The following is an 18,325-nucleotide window of genomic DNA, read 5'->3' on the forward strand; positions in this document are numbered from 1 at the left end:
CCATGGACGCGTCCAACACCCAGGCCGCCGAGGCCCTGCCGGAGATGCCGGCGGCGCGCGCGCGGCTGTCGCCGATCAACCGGCGCCGGCTCGCCAATTTCCGCCGCAACCGGCGCGGCTGGTGGAGCTTCTGGATCTTCATGGTCCTGTTCGTGGCAAGCCTCGGCGCGGAGTTCATCGCCAACGACAAGCCGTTCCTGGTCGAATATGACGGCGGCTACTACTTCCCCGCCTTCAAGGCCTATCCCGAGACGGCGTTCGGCGGCGACTTCGAGACCGAGGCGGACTATCGCGACCCCTATCTGCAGAACCTCATCGCCTCCAGCGGCGGCTGGATGATCTGGCCGCCGATCCGCTACAGCTACGACACGCACAATCTCGACCTGCCCACGCCCGCGCCCTCGCCGCCGACATGGATGCTCACCAACGAGCAATGCGCGCCGGTGGTGGAGCGGCTCGGCCTCAAGGGCGGATGCGACGCGCTCGAATGGAACTGGCTCGGCACGGACGACCAGGGCCGCGACGTGCTGGCCCGCCTCATCTACGGCTTCCGGCTCTCGGTGCTGTTCGGCCTCATCCTGACCGTCATCTCCTCGGTGATCGGCGTCGCCGCTGGCGCGGTGCAGGGCTATTTCGGCGGCTGGACCGACCTCCTGTTCCAGCGCTTCATCGAGATCTGGACCTCGATCCCCGCGCTCTATCTGCTGCTCATCATCTCCTCGATCCTCGCGCCCGGCTTCTGGGTGCTGCTCGGCATCCTGCTGCTGTTCTCCTGGGTGTCGCTGGTCGGGCTGGTGCGCGCCGAGTTCCTGCGGGCGCGCAACTTCGAATATGTGCAGGCGGCTCGCGCGCTCGGCGTCTCAAACGGCGTCATCATGTGGCGGCACATGCTGCCCAACGCGATGGTGGCGACGCTGACCATGATGCCCTTCATCGTCTCCTCCTCGGTGATGACGCTGACGGCGCTCGACTTCCTCGGCTTCGGCCTGCCGCCCGGCTCGCCCTCGCTCGGCGAATTGCTGGCGCAGGGCAAGGCCAACGTGCAGGCGCCCTGGCTCGGCCTCACCGGCTTCTTCACCGTCGCCATCATGCTGAGCCTGCTCATCTTCATCGGCGAAGCGGTGCGCGACGCCTTCGACCCGCGGAAGACCTTCCAATGAGCGAGGCCATGTCGGAACACGCGCCGGACGGCCGGCCCCCGCTCCTGTCGGTGCGCGAGCTTTCGGTGGCCTTCGCCCAGGGCGAGCGGGAGACGCTCGCGGTCGACAGGGTGTCCTTCGACATCGCGCGCGGGGAGACGCTGGCGCTGGTGGGCGAATCCGGCTCGGGCAAGTCGGTCACCGCACTCTCCGTCCTCAAGCTGCTGCAATACCCCGCCGCCAGCCACCCTTCCGGCCAGGTGCTTTTCACCGGCGGCGGCGAGGGGTCCGAGGATCTTCTCGCCATGAGCGAGCGGCAGATCCGTCGGGTGCGCGGCAACAACATCACCATGGTGTTCCAGGAGCCGATGACCTCGCTCAATCCGCTGCACACGGTCGAGCAGCAGATCGCCGAGATCCTGTTCCTGCATCGCGGCATGCGCGGGCCGGCCGCCCGCGCGCGCGTCGTCGAGCTGCTGACCGAGGTCGGCATTCCCGAGCCCGAAACCCGGCTCGGCTCCTATCCGCACCAGCTCTCCGGCGGCCAGCGCCAGCGGGTGATGATCGCCATGGCGCTCGCCAACGAGCCGCAATTGCTGATCGCCGACGAGCCGACCACCGCGCTCGACGTCACCGTGCAGGCGCAGATCCTCACCTTGCTGAAGGAGCTGCAGCGCCGGCTCGGCATGGCGATGCTGTTCATCACCCATGACCTCGGCATCGTGCGCCGCATCGCCGACCGGGTCTGCGTGATGAACCACGGCAAGATCGTCGAGGCCGGCCCCGCCGCCGAGATCTTCGCCGCGCCCTCCCATCCCTATACGCGCGCGCTGATGGAGGCCCAGCCAAAGGGCAACCCGGCCCCGCCCGACCCGCAGGCGCCGATGGTGCTGGAGGCGGACAAGCTCAAGGTCTGGTTCCCGATCAAGGCCGGGGTGATGCGCAAGACCGTCGGCCACATCAAGGCGGTCGACGGCGTCTCGGTCGCGATCCGCAAGGGCGAGACGCTCGGCGTGGTCGGCGAATCCGGATCCGGCAAGACCACGCTCGGCCTCGCCCTGCTGCGGCTCATCTCCTCGCAGGGACCCATCGTCTTCATGGGCAACGCCATCGACGCGCTCGGATTCCGGCAGATGCGGCCGAAGCGGCGCGAGATGCAGGTCGTGTTCCAGGACCCGTTCGGCTCGCTGAGCCCGCGCATGTCGGTCGCCGACATCGTCGGCGAGGGGCTCAAGGTGCATCATCCCGAACTCAGCGCGGAAGAGCGCGACGCGCGGGTGGTGGCGGCGCTGCGCGATGTCGGGCTGGAGCCGGAGACGCGCCACCGCTACCCGCACGAATTCTCCGGCGGCCAGCGCCAGCGCGTCGCCATCGCCCGCGCCATCGTGCTGGAGCCCTCCTTCGTCGTGCTCGACGAGCCGACCAGCGCGCTCGACATGCTGGTGCAGGCGCAGATCGTCGATCTGCTGCGCGACCTGCAGAAGAGCCGCGGCCTCACCTACCTGTTCATCAGCCACGACCTGCGCGTGGTCGCCGCCCTCGCCTCGCGGCTGATGGTGATGAAGCAGGGCGTTGTGGTGGAGGAAGGCCCGGCGCAGGAGCTGTTCGCCCGTCCGAAGACCGACTATACCCGGGCGCTCTTCGCCGCCGCCTTCAATCTGGAGACGGCGGACGAGGACGCGCCGGCCGCCGGGCCGGCGGAAAACGGCTGAGCACGGAGGCGACATGAGCGAGCACGCGCGGGTCGAGACGGTCGAGGACCGCGCGGTGGAGGTGGAGGTATCGGCGCCGGAGCCGATCGGCGACGGCTTCCGCGCCTATCACCATTTCACCGCCACGCTCCCGGGTCACGGCGGCGCGCCGCTGACCCAGAACCGCGACATCATCCGGGTCGGCCGGGTGGTCGCCGTGATCGCCTACGACCCCGATGCCGGCTGCGTGGTGATGATCCGCCAGTTCCGCCTCGGCGCCCATCTCGCCAACGGGCGGGGCGAGATCGTCGAGCTGGCCGCCGGGCTGGTGGAGGACGGCGAGGACCCGGCCGAGGCGGCCCGGCGCGAATGCCACGAGGAGATCGGCGTCGCGCCGCGCGCGCTGCTGCCGGTACTCACCTTCATGCCGAGCCCCGGCGTGTCGGACGAGATCGCCACGATCTATCTGGCGCTGGTCGATTCGCGTGGCGTCCCGACCGAATCCGGCGCGCCGGGCGAAGCCGAGCACACGCGCCCCTTCCTGGTGCCGGTGGCGGACGTGACGGCCAATCTCGCCGCGCCGTTCCCGGGCACCTTCAGCAACGGCTTCGTGCTGATCGCGCTGAGCTGGTTCGTGCTCAACCGCGCCAAGGTCGACGCCTTCGCGCGCGAGGCCGTCTGAGCGCCCTCGGGGGCCGTCCTAGAGCCGGCTCACGCTTCGAAGCGGCGTGCCGGTGGCCTCGATCCGGGCCAGCGCCGAGCCGAGCGGCTCGCGCACCACTGACATGAAATGAGCGGTGGCGTGCAGCAGCGTCGCCGCATCCTCGACGATGCCGACATGACCGGGCCAGAATAGAAGGTCGCCGCGTCGGAGCGTCCCGACATCTCCGTCGAACGCGACCGCGGTGCCGAGCGCCGCCTCCTGCATGTCGCTGTCGCGCGGGCAGGCGAGGCCGCAGGCATTGAGCGCGACCTGCACCAGCCCGGAACAGTCCAGCCCGAGGCTCGAGCGCCCGCCCCACAGATAGGCGGCGCCGAGGAAGCGCGAGGCGACCTCGACATAATCCGCCTCGACCGTATCGAGCGGCGCCAGATGGCCGGTGAAGATGAAGCCGCCCTCGCGCGTCACCGCGAAGCGCTCGCGCGTGCCGGCAATGGCGAGGCGGCTGCCGAAGGAGAGCAGTTCGCTCGGCGGCAGCTTGATGCTGGGGCCGGGAAAGACCGGCGTGCGCAAGGCCCGCACCCGGTGCGTCGCCGCGGGCCCCGGCAGGCCCAGCGCCTCGGCCGCGATCCAGCCGACATAGCCGTCGGCGTCGAGCTGGCCCCAGGCCCAGCCTTCCTCATTCGTCTCGTAGACGGTCACGCCCTCGCCGAACAGCGCCTCGGTGACGAGCGGCGCGCCGGGCTGCGGCTCGCGCGTCACCCCCGCGCGCGCGGCCGCCACCCGGCGGCCGGTGCCGGCGACGAAGCGGGCGGCCTCGACCACGCCCTCGAGATGCGCGGCGGCAAGGTCGGGGCGGGCCGGCGTCAGCCGGGGATCGAGGGTCAGGGTCGCTTCATCGATCGCGGACATGGGCGGCCTTCGTGTCAGCGCGGCAGGTTACGGGCGGTGGCGACGACGAGGTCGCCGAGCCGCTCCAGATAGAGCGCGCCCTCCACCGTACGCTGAATGATGACGTTGCGCTTGTCCGCCTCGTCGCGCCGGCGCGAGACGAAGCCGAGCTCGCCCATCGTGTCGAGCGCGCGGGTGATCACCGGCTTGGTCACGCCGAGCCGCGCGGCGAGCCCGCGCACGGTGTGGGGCGGGGATTCGAGATAGACGCAGAGCAGGATGGCGAGCTGGCGGGTCGACAGGTCCGGCGCGTCGTCGTGCACCTGCGCCAGCGAGAACTCGTGCAGGAGACGCAACGCCTGCGATGGGCGCATCTCGACGGCCATTTTCCCGGCTCCGGCCCAAATCGTTACGGCAGCGAATTGTTCGCCGGACTATGGCGCCGATGGGGCGAAGAAATCCTTAACGCGGCCGGCCGGCCCGGGCCGCCGCGTTAACCCGCGTAGCGCTCGGCCAGCAGCGCGTCGAGCGCGCGGATGGTCTGCGCCTCCCCGCCATCGGGCCGGCCGGGGCGGGCGCTCGGATTCCAGGCGAAGATGTCAAGGTGGAGCCACGCCCCCGCCCGCTCGACGAAGCGCTGCAGGAACAGGGCGGCGGTGATCGAGCCGGCTAAGCCGCCGGCCGGGGCGTTGTTGAGGTCGGCGATCGGGCTGTCCAGCATCGCCATGTAGGGTTGCCAGAGCGGCATGCGCCAGGACGGGTCGGCCTCGGCCGCGCCATGGCGGGCGAGATCGGCGGCGAGCCGGTCGTCGTCGGTATAGGCGGGGGGGAGCTGCGGGCCGAGCGCGACCCGCGCCGCGCCGGTGAGGGTGGCGAAGTCGATCAGCAGTTCGGGCGCCTCCTCGTCGGCGAGGCTGAGCGCATCGGCCAGCACCAGCCGCCCCTCGGCGTCGGTATTGCCGATCTCGACCGAGAGCCCCTTGCGCGAGGGGAAGATGTCGCCCGGACGGAAGGCCGATCCGTCGATCGCGTTCTCCACCGCCGGGATCAGCAGCCGCAGCCGCACAGGCAGCTGGCGCGCCATCACCATCTGCGCGAGGCCGATGGCGTTCGCCGCCCCGCCCATGTCCTTCTTCATCAGCAGCATGCCGCTCGGCGGCTTGATGTCGAGCCCGCCGGTGTCGAAGCACACGCCCTTGCCGACCAGCGTCACCTTCGGCGCGTCTGGCGCGCCCCAGGTCAGGTCGATGAGGCGGGGCCTGCGCGGGCTCGCCTTGCCGACCGCGTGGATGAGCGGGAAATTGGCGGCGAGAAGGTCGTCGCCCGCGATCACGCCCACCTGCGCGCCGAAGCGGGCGGCGAGGGCCCGCACGGTGGACTCGAGTTCGGCCGGACCGAGATCGTTGGCCGGCGTGTTGACGAGGTCGCGGGTGAGCGCGACCGCCTCGGCGATGCGCGTCACGTCCTCACCGTCCACCCCCTCGGGCACGACGAGCCGGACTGCATTGGCATTGCGCGCGCGGTAGCGGGCGAAGCGGTAGGCGCCGGTTAGCCAGCCGAGCGCGGCGAGGCGCGGGTCAGCGGGCGCGCGGGCGAGCACGTAGTCGCCGGCGGGAAGCCCGGTCGCCAGCCTGCCGAAGGAGAGCGGGTCGCGCGGCGTCTCCTCGACGCCGAACAGCACGCCGGCGATGGAGCCGTCGGCCGCCGGCAGCACCAGCAGCGCGCCGGGCTCGGCCTTGAAGCCGCTCGCCTCGGCGAAGGCGCAGGCCGGCGCGGCGATGCCGGCGGCGACCTCATGCCAGTTCTGCGTGGTGACGCACCAGATCGGGCGCGGAGTGGAGGCCTCTTCGGCCCGGATCAGTGTCGCGCCCATCGTGCTCTTCCCCCTTCGGCCGTCAGGCGATGGCAAGCTCGAACGCCCCGTTCTCGACCAGATAGACCGCGCCCTGGCGCACCGGCAGCCACACCGCTTCCTCCGGCGGCATGCCCGCCAGCACGTGAAGCATCGCCCGCACCACGCCGCCATGGGTGACGACGACGCTGTCGCGCTCGATCTCGCCGATCGCCGCCATCACCCGCTCGGCCAGCATCGCGTAGCTCTCGCCGCTCGGCGGCACGAAGTTCCACGGGTCGGCCTTGCGGGCGGCGAGGCTCACCGGGTCGCGCCGGCGCAGTTCGGTCCAGGTGGCGCCCTCCCAGCGGCCGAAGGAAATCTCCTTCAGCCGCGCGTCGCGGCGGAAGCCGTCCGGTGCCAGGCCGAGCTTGGCGCGCAGGATCGCCATGGTCTGGGAGGTGCGGCTGAGCGGGCTCGACACATAGTCGAGCGGCGCCCCGGCATCGCGGCTCAGGCGCTCGATCACGCGCGCGGTGCCGGCCGCCTGCTCGCGGCCGAGATCGTTGAGCGGAATGTCCTGGTTGCCCTGAAGGCGGCCGGCGAGGTTCCAGTCGGTCTCGCCGTGGCGAACGAGGTAGATGCGTGGCTTCATCTGGCGGGAATGCTCACCACATGCGTGTAGCTGCGCCCGCCATTGCGGCCGACGAGCGGCCAGGAGACGCGGACCGTGACGTTGCCGCCGGCGCGCGGGGGGCGGCCGGAAAGCACCAGCCGCGTGCCGCGGACGGTTCGGCCGAGGCAGTAGGTCGAGCCGGCGTCGTTGCCGGTGGCGACGAAGCGGCCGTAATCGGTGGAAAGCTTCAGCCCCGGCGAGGCGCTGAGCACGGTCAGCCTCGGCGCGTCGGCCGGCTGGCACAGCGAATCGGCCATGCCGGCGGCGAAGAGCACGCCATTGGCGCCGCCGCCGGTCAGCGATGCGAGGCGCTGGTAGCTGTTGCCGTCGCCGACCGGCGAGGTGTAGCCGGGGAAGACCGCCCCGCCCGGGCCGAGCAGGCGGTTGAGCAGCGGATATTGCTGCAGCGTCGGCGGCAGGCCGCTGTCCTGCGTCGGCGAACCCGGCGTCGCCCAGTCCGGCAGGCCGGAGCCCGGCGGCGGGTAGACGGTGACCGAGGACCGCGCGGCGGCCGGCTGCACGGCCGCGCCGGCGCCGATGAGGAGCGCCGCCGCCACCGCGATGCGCGCGGCGCGCCGCCAGATGCCGTGCCTGCCCGGGGAAGGCTCGATTGGGGAAGCCTCGATCGCGGAAACCTTGATCGCGGAAGCCTTGATCATCGTCCGTCTCCTGCTCGCCAGCCTGCGCGTTCCGTCGCCGGACTGGAGCATGTCCTGTTCATATACGGACCCGCGGCACGCTTGCCGCGCATCCCGCCGGAACTGCTCTAGTCGCGCTCGAGGGTGAGGTCGGGCGCTTCGGGGTTCTTCATGCCGACGATATGGTAGCCGGCGTCGACGTGGTGAACCTCGCCGGTGACCGCCCGGCCGAGATCCGAAAGCAGGTACATGCCGGTATCGCCGACCTCGTCGATGGTGACGGTGCGGCGCAGCGGCGCGTTCAGCTCGTTCCACTTCAGGATGTAGCGGAAATCGCCGATGCCCGAGGCGGCGAGCGTCTTGATCGGGCCGGCGGAGATGGCGTTGACGCGGATGTTCTTGGGGCCGAGATCGGCGGCGAGGTAGCGCACGCTCGCCTCCAGCGCCGCCTTGGCCACGCCCATCACGTTGTAATGGGGCATCCACTTCTCGGCGCCGTAATAGGTGAGGGTCAGCATCGAGCCGCCGTTCACCATCAGCTTCTCGGCGCGCTGGGCGACGGCGGTCAGGCTGTAGCAGGAGATCAGCATGGTCTTGCTGAAATTCTCCGCCGTGGTGTCGACATAGCGCCCGTCGAGCTCGCTCTTGTCGGAGAAGGCGATGGCGTGGACCAGGAAGTCGAGCCCGCCGAGCTGGCGCTCGGTCTCGGCGAAGACCGCGTCGATGGTGACGGGATCGGTCACGTCGCAATGGCCGACCACGACGGCGTCGAGTTCGGCGGCGAGCGGCTCGACCCGCTTGCGCAGCGGCTCTCCCTGATAGGTGAAGGCGAGCTTCGCTCCCTGCGCCTGGGCCGCCTTCGCGATGCCCCAGGCAATGGAGCGGTTGTTCGCCACCCCCATCACCAGGCCGCGCTTGCCGTTCATCAACCCGCCCGATGCCATGCCTGTCACGCTGTGCTCCGTACTCTCTGCTCACCTCGCGGTGGCGGAAGGTTCCTATCGCACAGCGGCAACACCCGCTCAAGCGACCCGCTTGCGCGGCCGGCGTTCCCGGATCAGCCGGCGCTCTCCTGGCGGCGCTTCATCAGCGCCTCCAGCTCGGGGTCATGATCCTCGGGCAGCACGATCCGCATGCTCGCGAAAAGATCGCCCGTGGTGCCGTCGGCCTTGGGCAGGCCCTTGCCGCGCAGGCGGAAGGTGCGGCCCGAATTGGTCCAGTGCGGCACCGACAGCTCGACCTCGCCCGACAGGGTCGGCACGCGCACCTTGCCGCCGGTGACGGCGAGCGCGAGGGGGAGCGGGACGTCGGTGCGCAGGTCCGCGCCGTCGATGCGGAAATGGCGGTGCGGGGCATAGGCGACGACGACATAGGCGTCGCCCGGCGCGCCGCCGAAGGGGCTCGGCTCGCCCTGGCCCTTCATCCGCATGCGGTGGCCTTCCGCCACCCCGGCGGGAATCTTCACCTCGACCGTGCGCCCGTTCGGCAGGTGGACCTTGACCGGCCCGCCCTCGATGACCTTGTCGAGCGGCACCGGGACGGTGATCTCGACGTCGCCGCCGCGCGGCATCTCCCCGCCGCCACCGCCGGCCCGCCCGCGACGCCCGCGCATGCCCCCGCCGAGACCGCCGAGAATATCCGACAGCACGTCGTCGAAGCCGCCGGCGTCGTGGGGCCCGTGGCCGGAGCGGCGCGCGCCCTCCGGGCCGTAGGAGAAGCTCTCGAAGATGGTCTCGCCGCCCGGCCCACGGCCGAAGCCGCCGCGCCGGAAGCCGCCGCCGCCGAAGCCCTGGCCGCCGCCGGGGAAGCCCTCGAAGCCGCGCGGCTTGCCCTCGGCGTCGATCTCGCCGCGGTCGTACTGGCCGCGCTTCTCCGGGTCGGAGAGGATCTCGTGGGCGCTGTTCAGCTCGGCAAACTTGTCCTGCGCCTTCGGATCGTCCTTGTTGGCGTCCGGGTGCAGCTTCTTGGCGAGCTTGCGGAAGGCTCGCTTGATCTCGCTCTGGTCGGCGGTACGGGCGACGCCGAGAATCTCATAAGGATCGCGCATGGGTGATTATCCGTCCGGCGGTTCCGGGCTTCGGACGTCATGTAGGCACGGTGTTGCTGCGATGCAACGGTCGAACCGGCCTCTGTCGAACGGCATTCAGCCTTTCTCGAGCATCCGGGCCTGGTCGACCTTCCATGAGCCCTTCGCGGTCCGGCACGCCTCGCCCTCGAGCCAGTTCTCGCTGGTGTCGCGCACGAAGCTCATCAGGAAGGCGCGGCAGTCGCCCGCGGTGGCGAGCCGGGTGCCGATCGGCGTCACCGTGCCACGGGTGGCGCTGGCATAATTCTCCCACGGCACGCTGGGCGCAACCTCATCCTCGCTCAGCGCCTCGGCGAGCGCCTGGCGCGCGGAGAGCCAGTCGTCGGGCGCCACCCCGTCCGGGATCGGCTCGGAATAGGCCATGGGGATCGGCGTCACCGAGCCGGTCGCCAGCGGATCGAGCGCCGGCGGCATGGAGCAGCCGCCCAGAGCAAGCCCTGAGATACCGGCCAGGAACAGGAGCGATAGTGCTGGGCGTTCGCCAGCGGCACGCTTATATGAGGAGCGATGTGTCGCCCGTGTCGCTGTCATCCGCCGCCCATGGAACGTCGACATGGCCTTGATTTCCAAGGGGGCGCCCGCCCCCACCCTTGAAGATGCCGTTATGGAAGCGCCCGAACCGTTAACATCCGGTGATTTCACCGACGCCTCAGAGCCTTTTCAGCTGTTCGAAGACTGGTTCGAGGAAGCGAAGGCCAGCGAACCGAACGATCCCAACGCCATGGCGCTCGCCACCGTCGACGCCGACGGGCTGCCGGACGTGCGCATGGTGCTGCTGAACGCGCGCGACGCGCGCGGCTTCGTGTTCTTCACCAATACGGGGAGCGCGAAGGGCCGCGAGCTGGCGGCGGTGCCCAAGGCGTCCGTCGTGTTCCACTGGAAATCGCTGCGCCGGCAGATCCGGGTGCGCGGGCCGGTGGAGCAGGTCAGCGATGCGGAGGCGGACGCCTATTTCGCCACCCGCCCGCGCCTGTCGCAGATCGGCGCCTGGGCGAGCCAGCAGTCGCAGCCGCTGGAAGGGCGCTTCGCGCTCGAGGGCGCTGTGGCCAAGTACACCGCGCAATACGCGCTCGGCGGCGTGCCGCGCCCGCCGCACTGGACGGGCTTCCGCATCAAGCCGGTGCAGATGGAATTCTGGCACGACCGCCCGTTCCGCCTGCACGACCGCATCATGTTCCGCCGACCCTCCCCCGATGCGGGGGAGTGGAGCAAGTCCCGGCTTTATCCCTGACAGGCACCCGCCGCTGAGCTAAGACACACCCATGAACCAGGGTTCCAACCAGCCTCGCCGTACGCTCCTGCTCACCGGCGCCTCGCGCGGCATCGGGCACGCCACCGTGAAACGCTTCTCGGCGGCGGGCTGGCGCGTCATCACCTGCTCGCGCCATCCCTTCCCCGAGAACTGCCCGTGGGAGATGGGGCCGGAGGACCATATCCAGGTCGACCTGTCCGACTCCGCCGACACGATGCGGGCGATCGAGGAGATCAAGAGCCGGCTCGCCAATGGCGAGCTGCACGCGCTGGTCAACAATGCCGGCATCTCGCCCAAGGGCGCGGGCGGGGCGCGCCTCGACACGATCGACACGCCCGAGGAAGACTGGCACCGCGTGTTCCAGGTGAACTTCTTCGCCCCCGTGCTGCTGGCGCGCGGCCTGCTGGAGCAGCTCAAGCGCACGCATGGCGCGGTGGTGAACGTCACCTCCATCGCCGGCTCGCGGGTGCATCCCTTCGCGGGCGCGGCCTACGGCACCTCCAAGGCGGCGCTCGCCGGCCTCACGCGCGAGATGGCGGCCGATTTCGGGCCGCTCGGCGTGCGCGTCAACGCCATAGCGCCGGGCGAGATCGACACCTCGATCCTGTCGCCGGGCACGGAGAAGATCGTCGAGCAGATCCCGATGCACCGGCTCGGCACGCCGGACGAGGTCGCCAAGATCATCTATGTGCTGTGCACCGACACCTCGTCCTATCTGAACGGCGCGGAAATCCACATCAACGGCGGCCAGCACGTCTGAGGGCGCTCCGGGCCCGCGCCCTCACGGGTGCAGGCGGGCGCCCTTGACCGCCTTGTCGACGTCCTTGCGCGGCCCGCGCAGGGCGAGGCCGACGAGGTCGGGCGCGTCGGCGTCCTCCTGGCGGAACACCGCGCGGTTCGCCGCGTCGTGGCCGGTCTCGAACATGGCGCGGACATAGGCGGCGCGGGTCAGCTCGCGCTGTATCGCCTGCGCATAGGCGCGGCGAAGCTGTTCGCCGGTGGCGGCGAAGATCAGCATCGGCTGGCCGAGCAGGCGCGCATGAAAGCGCCCCGCCGCATCCTCATAGGGCTCGCCCATCGCCTCGGGCGTCGCGCCGGCGATGCCGGTGGCGAGGAAGGCGGTCACGTTCAGCTTCTGCCAGACCGCGAGATCCTCCTCGACCAGAATGGCCACCTTGGTGTCGAACATCGCCAGCGTTCCGAATGATGTTAAGCTAGCGTGAGATTATGCCGAACATCATTCGTCACAAGGGCAAGTCACCATGTCCGCCGACAATACGAACCGCATTCGGTCCAAGCCCCCGGCCGCGCCGCGCCTCGACGCCACCGACCGAAAGCTGTTAGCCGCGCTCGCGGCCAATGCCGAGCGCAGCTATGCCGAGCTCGGCGAGCTGCTGCACCTGTCGCCGCCCGCGGTGCACGAGCGGGTGAAGCGGCTGAAGGCGGCCGGCGTCATCACCGCAGTGGCGGCGCGGCTCGACGGCGAGAAGGTGGGGCGCCCGCTGCTCGCCTTCGTCCATGTCGACACGACGAGCTGGGCGGTGACGCGGCAATTGCTGAAGCTGACCGAATTCCCGGAGGTGGAGGAGATCCACACCATCACCGGCGAGAGCGCCATGCTGCTCAAGGTACGCACCGCCAACACCCGCACGCTGGAGGCGCTGCTGGAGCGGATCCACGCCATAGAGGGCTTCACCGGCACGCGCAGCTATGTCGCGCTCACCACCTATCTCGAGCGCGGCCCGAGCCCCGAGCTCGCCGCCGACGCTATAGCCAGCGCCGCCACTTGAAGAAGAGGTAGGGCACGATCGCCGCCGCCAGCATGGCGAGCAGCGCGATCGGGTAGCCCCAGCGGTCGGCAAGCTCGGGCATGTAGCGGAAGTTCATGCCGTAGACCGAGGCGATCAGCGTCGGCGGCATCAGCACCACCGAGAGCACCGCGAAGATCTTGATGATGTTGTTCTGCTCGATGCCCACCATGCCGAGCGTGGCGTCGAGCAGGAAGGTGACCTTGTTGCCGAGGAAGCTGACATGGTCGTTCAGCGAGGTCACGTCGCGCTGCATGCTCTTGAGCATGGCGCGCTGGTCCTTGCTGAAGCGCTCCACCTCGCTCTCATTGGCGAGGAAGATCACGAGGCGGCCGATCGAGACCAGGCTCTCGCGCACCTTCGAGCCGAGGTCCGCGCGCCGGCCGATCATGCCCATCAGCCCGCGGAAGCGGTCGCTGCCGGCCCCCTTGGTGCCGTTGTCGCCGAACACGCTGCGCGAAAGCTGGTCGAGTTCGTCCGCCAGCCGCTCGATGATGTCGGCGGCGCGGTCGATCACGGTGTCGAGCATGAGCAGCAGCAGCGCGTTGCCGCCGAGCCCGGAGGGGCAGCCGCGGTCGAGCCGGGAGACGATGAGCGAGAACGGCTTGGATTCGTCGTAGCGCACCGTGGCGAGCCGCCCGCCGGCGAGGATGAAGGTCACGACCGACAGGGTCGGGTGCTCGCTCTCGCTGTTACAGACGATGGCGCCGGTCATGTAGCGCGCGCCGTTCTCGACCCGCAGCCGGCTCGACGGCTCGATCTCGGCCATCTCCTCCCGGGTCGGGATGGACACGCCGAGCAGGGCCTCGACCCGCCGGTCCTCGTCGCCCGTCGGGCGGAACAGGTCGATCCAGATCGCTTCCGGCGGCACGGCGCCGTCCGGCTCCACCGGAACGCGCACCAGCGCGCCGGCCCGCACGCAATAGGCGTTGATCATGCCGTCTCCCGCTCGTCCATCCCGCCGGCCGGTCGCGCGTCGACCGGCCGAATCCCACTCATCCTAGCCCGCCCGCGCCCCGCTGGGAGCACCGGCGCGGCGAAGCGCCGCCCACCCTCAAGCCGCAAGGCCGGCCCGCGTTCCGGAACGGGGCGCGTTCGGGAGCGGTATGGGCGTGCGAACGCCGCCGGGAGCGCCGGCCCGTCTCGCCAGAGGATATGGCCAGGCGAGGTGGCCAGGGGATGTGGATGGTGTCGAGGGACGGGCCGAGCCGAGCTCAGGCCGCGAAATACTCGATGTCGCGAAGCGTCACCACTTTGTCCGCGTCTTCGGTCCGCGCCGCACCCTTGGCGGGGGCATCGGATACCGTCTGCTTGTCGGAACTGTAGCGGGCCGCCGCGGCGACCGCCGAAATGCCGATCTCACGCCAATGTGCTCGTTGCTGCGAACGTTCCCAACGTTCGCTCGGCCGGCCCTCGGGGACCGGACTTTCCTCGTCAGACATGACCTTCTCCATCGTAAGGAGCCCACCGGACGGGCAGGCGCCGCGGAAGTGAGGCTCGGACTGCGTCAAAATTATGCGAAATCACCGTCGAAAGGTGGAGTTTGACGTAGGGAGAGGTCGATCCAGGGCAATTTTGACCTCTTCCAACGGAAGTGATGCTTTTTCGCAACATTCTTGAGCAACGACGCCATGGCACCGATGTGGCCTCTTCAAGGCGGAAAGGAGTTCGGTTAATCGACTGTAGCGACAGCATGCGCCGAGCATGCGCGAAACGATTCGGAGCAGCGGGAAATGAACGTGCGGGTGGCGGGAGCGGTTCTTCTGGCGCTTCTCCTTGGGGCGTGCAGCGCCGTGGAGCGCCAGCCGGCGCCCGAGGCGTCGCTGACGCCGCGCGACAAGAAATGGCTGGCCAACGCGCCTTACAAGAAGGTGCTGCCGCCGGACATGTTCCAGCGCTCCATCGTCGACTATACGGGCTCCGAGAAGCCGGGCACGATCGTCGTCGATACCAACAAGAAGTTCCTCTACCTGGTCGAGAACGACGGCAAGGCGATCCGCTACGGCGTAACCGTCGGCGAGGAGGGCCTCGCCTTCCACGGCGAGGCCAAGGTCGGGCGCAAGGCCGAATGGCCGACCTGGACGCCGACCGCCGAGATCAAGGAGCGCCTCGCCGGCGTGCCGAACTTCGTCGGCCCCGGCCCGCAGAACCCGATGGGTGCGCGCGCGCTCTACCTCTACCAGGGCAACAAGGACACGCTGTTCCGCATCCACGGAACCAACCAGCCCGAATATATCGGGCAGGCGATCTCCTCCGGCTGCATCCGCATGCTGAACGAGGACGTGATCGATCTCTATTCCCGCGTGCCGCAGGGCGCGAACGTCGTCGTTCTCTGAACGACCGGCGCCGGCCCGGAACCGGGCCCGGACGACATCAAGGCGCTGCCGCGGCAGCGCCTTTTTTGTTGCGCGCCTTCCCTGACCGGCACCGCGCCGGCAACAAAAATGCCCGGGCAGGCGCCCGGGCACGATGTCGTCCATGGCGAAGGGGATCGCGGCGCAGAGCGCGCCGCGCCCGCCCTCAGGCCGCCAGCAGGTTCTCGCGCACGGCCCAGTCGAGCGTCCGGTCGAGCGCGCGGGTGAGGCGGTCGAACAGCTCGTCGATCTCCGCCGGCGAGATGACCAGCGGCGGGCAGATCGTCACCGCATCGCCGAACACGCTGCGCACGATCAGGCCCTCCTGCTGGGCGAAGCCGACGCATTTGGCGGCGACGCCGAGCTTCGGGTCGAACTGGTGCTTGGTCTTCTTGTCCGCCACCAGCTCGATGCCGGCCACCATGCCGGCGCCGCGCGCCTCGCCGACCAGCGGATGGTCCTCCAGCGCCGCGCGGCGGGCGTTGAACTGCGGGATCTTCGCCCGCACCCGCTCGAACACGTTGTCGCGCTCGTAGATCTCCAGCGTCTTCAGCGCGACCGCCGCCGGCACCGGATGGCCCGAATAGGTGAAGCCGTGGCCGAAGCTGCCGATCTTGGTGCTCTCGGACAGCATCGCCTCGTACATCACCTCGGGGATCATCACCGCGCCGATCGGCTGGTAGGCCGAGGACAGCGCCTTGGCGACCGAGATTGAATCCGGCTTCATCTCCATCGCGTCGGAGCCGAAGGCGGTGCCGAGACGCCCGAAGCCGGTGATGACCTCGTCGGCGATGAAGAACACGTCGTATTTCGACAGCACGTGCTGGATCTTCGGGTAGTAGGTCTTCGGCGGCACGATCACCCCGCCCGCGCCCAGCACCGGCTCGGCGATGAAGGCGGCGACCGTCTCCGGCCCCTCGGCGAGGATCAGCGCCTCGAGGTCGGCGGCGAGGCGGGTGGCGAAATCCTCCTCGCTCTCGCCCGGCTCGGCGAGGCGGTAGTGGTGCGGGCAGGTGGTGTGCTTCACGCCCGCGATCGGCAGGTCGAAATCATTGTGGTTGTTGGCGAGGCCGGTCAGCGAGGCGGAGGCGATGGTCACGCCGTGATAGGCGCGCATGCGCGAGATGATCTTCTTCTTCTTCGGCCGCCCGAGCCCGTTGTTCATGTACCAGACGAGCTTCATCTGGGTGTCGTTGGCTTCCGAGCCCGAGCAGGTGAAGAACACCTTGGAGATCGGCACCGGCGCCATCTCCTTCAGCTTCTCGGCCAGCTCGATCGCCGGATCGTGGCTCTTGCCGCCGAAGATGTGGGTGTAGGGCAGCTTGCGCATCTGCGTCGCCGCCGCCTCGACCAGCTCCTCATTGCCGTAGCCGAGCGAGGTGCACCACAGGCCCGCCATGCCTTCGAGATACGGCTTGCCGTCGACGTCATAAACCCACACGCCCTGGCCACGCTCGAGCACGAGCGGGCCGGTCTCGCGGAACGAGGCGAGATTGGTGTAGGGGTGGATCAACGTCTCGACGTCGCGAGCCTGAAGATTGGTGAGCATGGCGGGGCAACTCCGGGGGTAAGCATGGGTTGGCTCACCCTAGTGCGGCGCGGGTCGGACCGAAAGCGCATCCTTGGTCGGATCGCCCGCCCGCCCGCGGCATCGTCGCCCACCCGCCGCCGTTTCCCGCCCGGTGGCGACGCCTTCTCATTCCGTAACGGCAGGCGCGCTATTTGCTGCTGCCGATCGCCCAATGGCAGATCACCATGCCCGAGCGCCGCTCCGCCCGGTCCACATGCAGGTGATGCTCGTGATAGCCGTCCGAGCCGGGGCCGAGGATGGTGGTGAAGTCGGTGCAGGCGCTGGCCTTGAGGATCTCCTGGAACGCCTGCGGCATCGTCTCCTCCTTGCCCTTGCCGGGGCCGATGACGAAGACGCGGCCGTCTGAGAGCCGGTAGCCGCGCGTGTCCATGGCGTTGCCGCGCCCGTGCTCGCTGATCTTGGCGCCGGCGACGCGGTTGCGCGGGCGGCACTGCTGCGAGGCGGCGACCAGCACCGTGTCGAGCGGCGCGCCGAGCGTGGCGACCGCCGGGTCGACCTGCTCGCGCAGCCAGTGCGCGACCGAGGCCGCCATCTCGCAGCGCAGGGTTGCGGCCGGCTCGAGCTTCACGAGCCGCCCGTCCTTCATCCGTACCGCAGAGAGCGAGACCGCCCGGTCGACCGTGCACAGCGGGTTGGTCGCGGTGACGGTGACGGGGGTGAACTCGCCGAGATCGCCGTTCGAGAGTTCGGGGCAGACGGTCGGGATCGCCGGCGTCTTCGGGGCGGCGCCCTCGGCTTGCGGCGCGCTGTCCGGCGTCAGCGCGGCGACGCGCGCGCCGTCGGCCGCGGGCGGCACCTCGGCCGGACGGGCCGGCGGCAGGGGAGCCGAAGCCGCGAGCTTCACTGATGAGCGCGCCGAGGGCGTGGCGGACGGCTTCGCCGTCGCCTCCGGCGTGGCGAGCGGCATCGGCGCCTCGGCCGGCTCTTCGTCCAGCGCTGCGCTCGCATTGTGCTGCGGGTTCGCTGCGGTAGGCGCCGGTTCGGCCGGCGACGGCGCGGGTGCGGCCGCCACCCGCCGTTCGGGCGAGGGCGGCGGCAAGGGCGCCGTGGCGACCCGGGCGGGCTTCGCAGGCTTTACGGGCGTCGCCTTCGGGGGAGGAGACGTCGCGGCGGTGGTCGCGGGCGGGGCCGGAGCGGGAGCGCCCTGCGCCGAGGGTTCCTGTGTGGGCTTGTTCTGCGCCTGCTTCGCCTGCGCCGGCCCCGCCGGGGGGGCTTGCACCTTGGCCTCATCCACCGCATTGGCGCCGGCTGGCGCCGCGTCCTTCGGCGTCGTCCCCGCCGTCGCGGATTCGGAGGCGGGAGGCGGCGCCGTCTTGGCCGGCGTGGCCGCCGTCTCGCCCGGCTTCGCGCCCTCTTCGTCCGACGCCGCCTCGCCCACCTGCGCCGGGCGCGGCGGGGGCAGCGGCGCGCGGGCGGGCATCGCCTGCCGGCGGGCGGGCCGCGTCGTCTTGTGCGGCTTGTCGCCGAACCATTCGCCGAGCTGGTTGTTCAGCGCCCGGCCGGCATCGTCGAAGGAGGAGCCGATCTCGGCCAGCGGCTCGGCGGCGGCGGGGCGGGCGAAGCCGGCCAGCGGCACGGCGATCAGCACCCCCAGCAGCAGCGGGCTGAGAAAGGTACCGCGGCAGGCAGCCGGACGAACAGGCAGGCGACCTTCGGACCGTCGCCGTGGGAGCGCGCGGAAATCCATGCTATCAGGCCTTTCCTGTT

Annotated in this window: 20 protein-coding genes; 7 read left to right on the top strand and 13 right to left on the bottom strand. The window is 70.1% G+C overall.

The features are described from left to right. Positions 1 to 44: 44 nt before the first annotated feature. The 3 genes from NVS83_RS07320 to NVS83_RS07330 are packed head-to-tail and all read left to right on the top strand — an operon-like array spanning position 45 to position 3,512. Positions 45 to 1,160 (top strand): ABC transporter permease, encoded by a 1,116-nt coding sequence (locus NVS83_RS07320; RefSeq protein WP_258732353.1) that lies wholly within the window; start codon positions 45 to 47, stop codon positions 1,158 to 1,160. After that, positions 1,157 to 2,851 carry an ABC transporter ATP-binding protein gene (locus tag NVS83_RS07325; RefSeq protein ID WP_258738742.1) on the top strand — a complete coding sequence of 565 codons (1,695 nt, stop codon included), beginning with the start codon at positions 1,157 to 1,159 and terminating at the stop codon, positions 2,849 to 2,851. Before NVS83_RS07320 ends, NVS83_RS07325 begins: the two co-directional genes overlap by 4 nt. A gap of 13 nt (positions 2,852 to 2,864) precedes the next feature. After that, positions 2,865 to 3,512, top strand: a complete 648-nt coding sequence (locus NVS83_RS07330) for an NUDIX domain-containing protein (protein WP_258738743.1) — start codon at positions 2,865 to 2,867, stop codon at positions 3,510 to 3,512. Positions 3,513 to 3,530: 18 nt separating this feature from the next. On the opposite strand, the gene NVS83_RS07335 is transcribed toward NVS83_RS07330, so the two are convergent. The 8 genes from NVS83_RS07335 to NVS83_RS07370 form a co-directional block, all read right to left on the bottom strand. Next, complete coding sequence (locus tag NVS83_RS07335) at positions 3,531 to 4,403, bottom strand: C40 family peptidase (protein ID WP_258738744.1); 873 nt, start codon at positions 4,401 to 4,403, stop codon at positions 3,531 to 3,533. Between the two features lie 14 nt (positions 4,404 to 4,417). Beyond that, positions 4,418 to 4,768 (bottom strand): MarR family transcriptional regulator, encoded by a 351-nt coding sequence (locus tag NVS83_RS07340; protein WP_258731862.1) that lies wholly within the window; start codon positions 4,766 to 4,768, stop codon positions 4,418 to 4,420. A 107-nt stretch (positions 4,769 to 4,875) separates the two neighbouring features. Beyond that, the gene (locus NVS83_RS07345) at positions 4,876 to 6,255 is read right to left on the bottom strand and encodes a leucyl aminopeptidase family protein (RefSeq protein ID WP_258738745.1); all 1,380 of its coding nucleotides are present in this window, start codon (positions 6,253 to 6,255) and stop codon (positions 4,876 to 4,878) included. A 22-nt stretch (positions 6,256 to 6,277) separates the two neighbouring features. After that, positions 6,278 to 6,868 carry a histidine phosphatase family protein gene (locus tag NVS83_RS07350; protein ID WP_258738746.1) on the bottom strand — a complete coding sequence of 197 codons (591 nt, stop codon included), beginning with the start codon at positions 6,866 to 6,868 and terminating at the stop codon, positions 6,278 to 6,280. Next, the gene (locus tag NVS83_RS07355) at positions 6,865 to 7,548 is read right to left on the bottom strand and encodes a hypothetical protein (RefSeq protein ID WP_258738747.1); all 684 of its coding nucleotides are present in this window, start codon (positions 7,546 to 7,548) and stop codon (positions 6,865 to 6,867) included. Before NVS83_RS07355 ends, NVS83_RS07350 begins: the two co-directional genes overlap by 4 nt. Positions 7,549 to 7,655: 107 nt before the next feature. Then, positions 7,656 to 8,471: an enoyl-ACP reductase FabI gene (gene fabI / locus NVS83_RS07360; protein ID WP_258739117.1), complete on the bottom strand. Its 816-nt coding sequence runs from the start codon at positions 8,469 to 8,471 to the stop codon at positions 7,656 to 7,658. Positions 8,472 to 8,584: 113 nt separating this feature from the next. Continuing rightward, positions 8,585 to 9,574, bottom strand: coding sequence for a DnaJ C-terminal domain-containing protein (locus NVS83_RS07365; RefSeq protein ID WP_258738748.1), 990 nt, complete (start codon positions 9,572 to 9,574; stop codon positions 8,585 to 8,587). A 96-nt stretch (positions 9,575 to 9,670) separates the two neighbouring features. Continuing rightward, positions 9,671 to 10,027 carry an RT0821/Lpp0805 family surface protein gene (locus tag NVS83_RS07370; protein ID WP_258738749.1) on the bottom strand — a complete coding sequence of 119 codons (357 nt, stop codon included), beginning with the start codon at positions 10,025 to 10,027 and terminating at the stop codon, positions 9,671 to 9,673. Positions 10,028 to 10,217: 190 nt separating this feature from the next. Here NVS83_RS07370 and pdxH point away from each other — a divergent pair, with 190 nt between their 5' ends. Both pdxH and NVS83_RS07380 read left to right on the top strand, forming a co-directional pair. After that, positions 10,218 to 10,844 carry a pyridoxamine 5'-phosphate oxidase gene (gene pdxH, locus NVS83_RS07375; protein WP_258738750.1) on the top strand — a complete coding sequence of 209 codons (627 nt, stop codon included), beginning with the start codon at positions 10,218 to 10,220 and terminating at the stop codon, positions 10,842 to 10,844. 31 nt (positions 10,845 to 10,875) lie between these two features. Then, positions 10,876 to 11,625: an SDR family NAD(P)-dependent oxidoreductase gene (locus NVS83_RS07380; protein ID WP_258738751.1), complete on the top strand. Its 750-nt coding sequence runs from the start codon at positions 10,876 to 10,878 to the stop codon at positions 11,623 to 11,625. Between the two features lie 21 nt (positions 11,626 to 11,646). Here NVS83_RS07380 and NVS83_RS07385 read toward each other — a convergent pair whose 3' ends face one another. Then, a complete protein-coding gene (locus NVS83_RS07385; RefSeq protein WP_258738752.1) occupies positions 11,647 to 12,054 on the bottom strand; it encodes a DUF2000 family protein in 408 nt (135 codons plus the stop codon). A gap of 73 nt (positions 12,055 to 12,127) precedes the next feature. On the opposite strand from NVS83_RS07385, the gene NVS83_RS07390 reads away from it, so the two are divergent. Further along, positions 12,128 to 12,655, top strand: coding sequence for an Lrp/AsnC family transcriptional regulator (locus NVS83_RS07390; protein WP_258738753.1), 528 nt, complete (start codon positions 12,128 to 12,130; stop codon positions 12,653 to 12,655). Here the strand turns inward: NVS83_RS07390 and NVS83_RS07395 are convergent. Further along, complete coding sequence (locus NVS83_RS07395) at positions 12,633 to 13,610, bottom strand: magnesium transporter CorA family protein (protein WP_258731872.1); 978 nt, start codon at positions 13,608 to 13,610, stop codon at positions 12,633 to 12,635. The genes NVS83_RS07390 and NVS83_RS07395 overlap by 23 nt on opposite strands. A 277-nt stretch (positions 13,611 to 13,887) precedes the next feature. Next, complete coding sequence (locus tag NVS83_RS07400; RefSeq protein WP_258731873.1) at positions 13,888 to 14,115, bottom strand: hypothetical protein; 228 nt, start codon at positions 14,113 to 14,115, stop codon at positions 13,888 to 13,890. A 291-nt stretch (positions 14,116 to 14,406) separates the two neighbouring features. Here NVS83_RS07400 and NVS83_RS07405 point away from each other — a divergent pair, with 291 nt between their 5' ends. Continuing rightward, positions 14,407 to 15,009 carry a L,D-transpeptidase gene (locus NVS83_RS07405; RefSeq protein ID WP_258731874.1) on the top strand — a complete coding sequence of 201 codons (603 nt, stop codon included), beginning with the start codon at positions 14,407 to 14,409 and terminating at the stop codon, positions 15,007 to 15,009. A 184-nt stretch (positions 15,010 to 15,193) separates the two neighbouring features. On the opposite strand, the gene NVS83_RS07410 is transcribed toward NVS83_RS07405, so the two are convergent. Together NVS83_RS07410 and NVS83_RS07415 are read right to left on the bottom strand one after the other, a co-directional pair. After that, on the bottom strand, positions 15,194 to 16,576 hold the full coding sequence (locus NVS83_RS07410) for an aminotransferase (protein ID WP_258738754.1): 1,383 nt from the start codon (positions 16,574 to 16,576) through the stop codon (positions 15,194 to 15,196). A gap of 169 nt (positions 16,577 to 16,745) precedes the next feature. Continuing rightward, positions 16,746 to 18,305 carry an extensin family protein gene (locus NVS83_RS07415; protein ID WP_258738755.1) on the bottom strand — a complete coding sequence of 520 codons (1,560 nt, stop codon included), beginning with the start codon at positions 18,303 to 18,305 and terminating at the stop codon, positions 16,746 to 16,748. Positions 18,306 to 18,325: the final 20 nt, after the last annotated feature.

Origin of the sequence: Ancylobacter mangrovi, assembly GCF_024752335.1 — a bacterium.
In the GTDB taxonomy this organism is placed as follows: Bacteria; Pseudomonadota; Alphaproteobacteria; order Rhizobiales; family Xanthobacteraceae; genus Ancylobacter; species Ancylobacter mangrovi.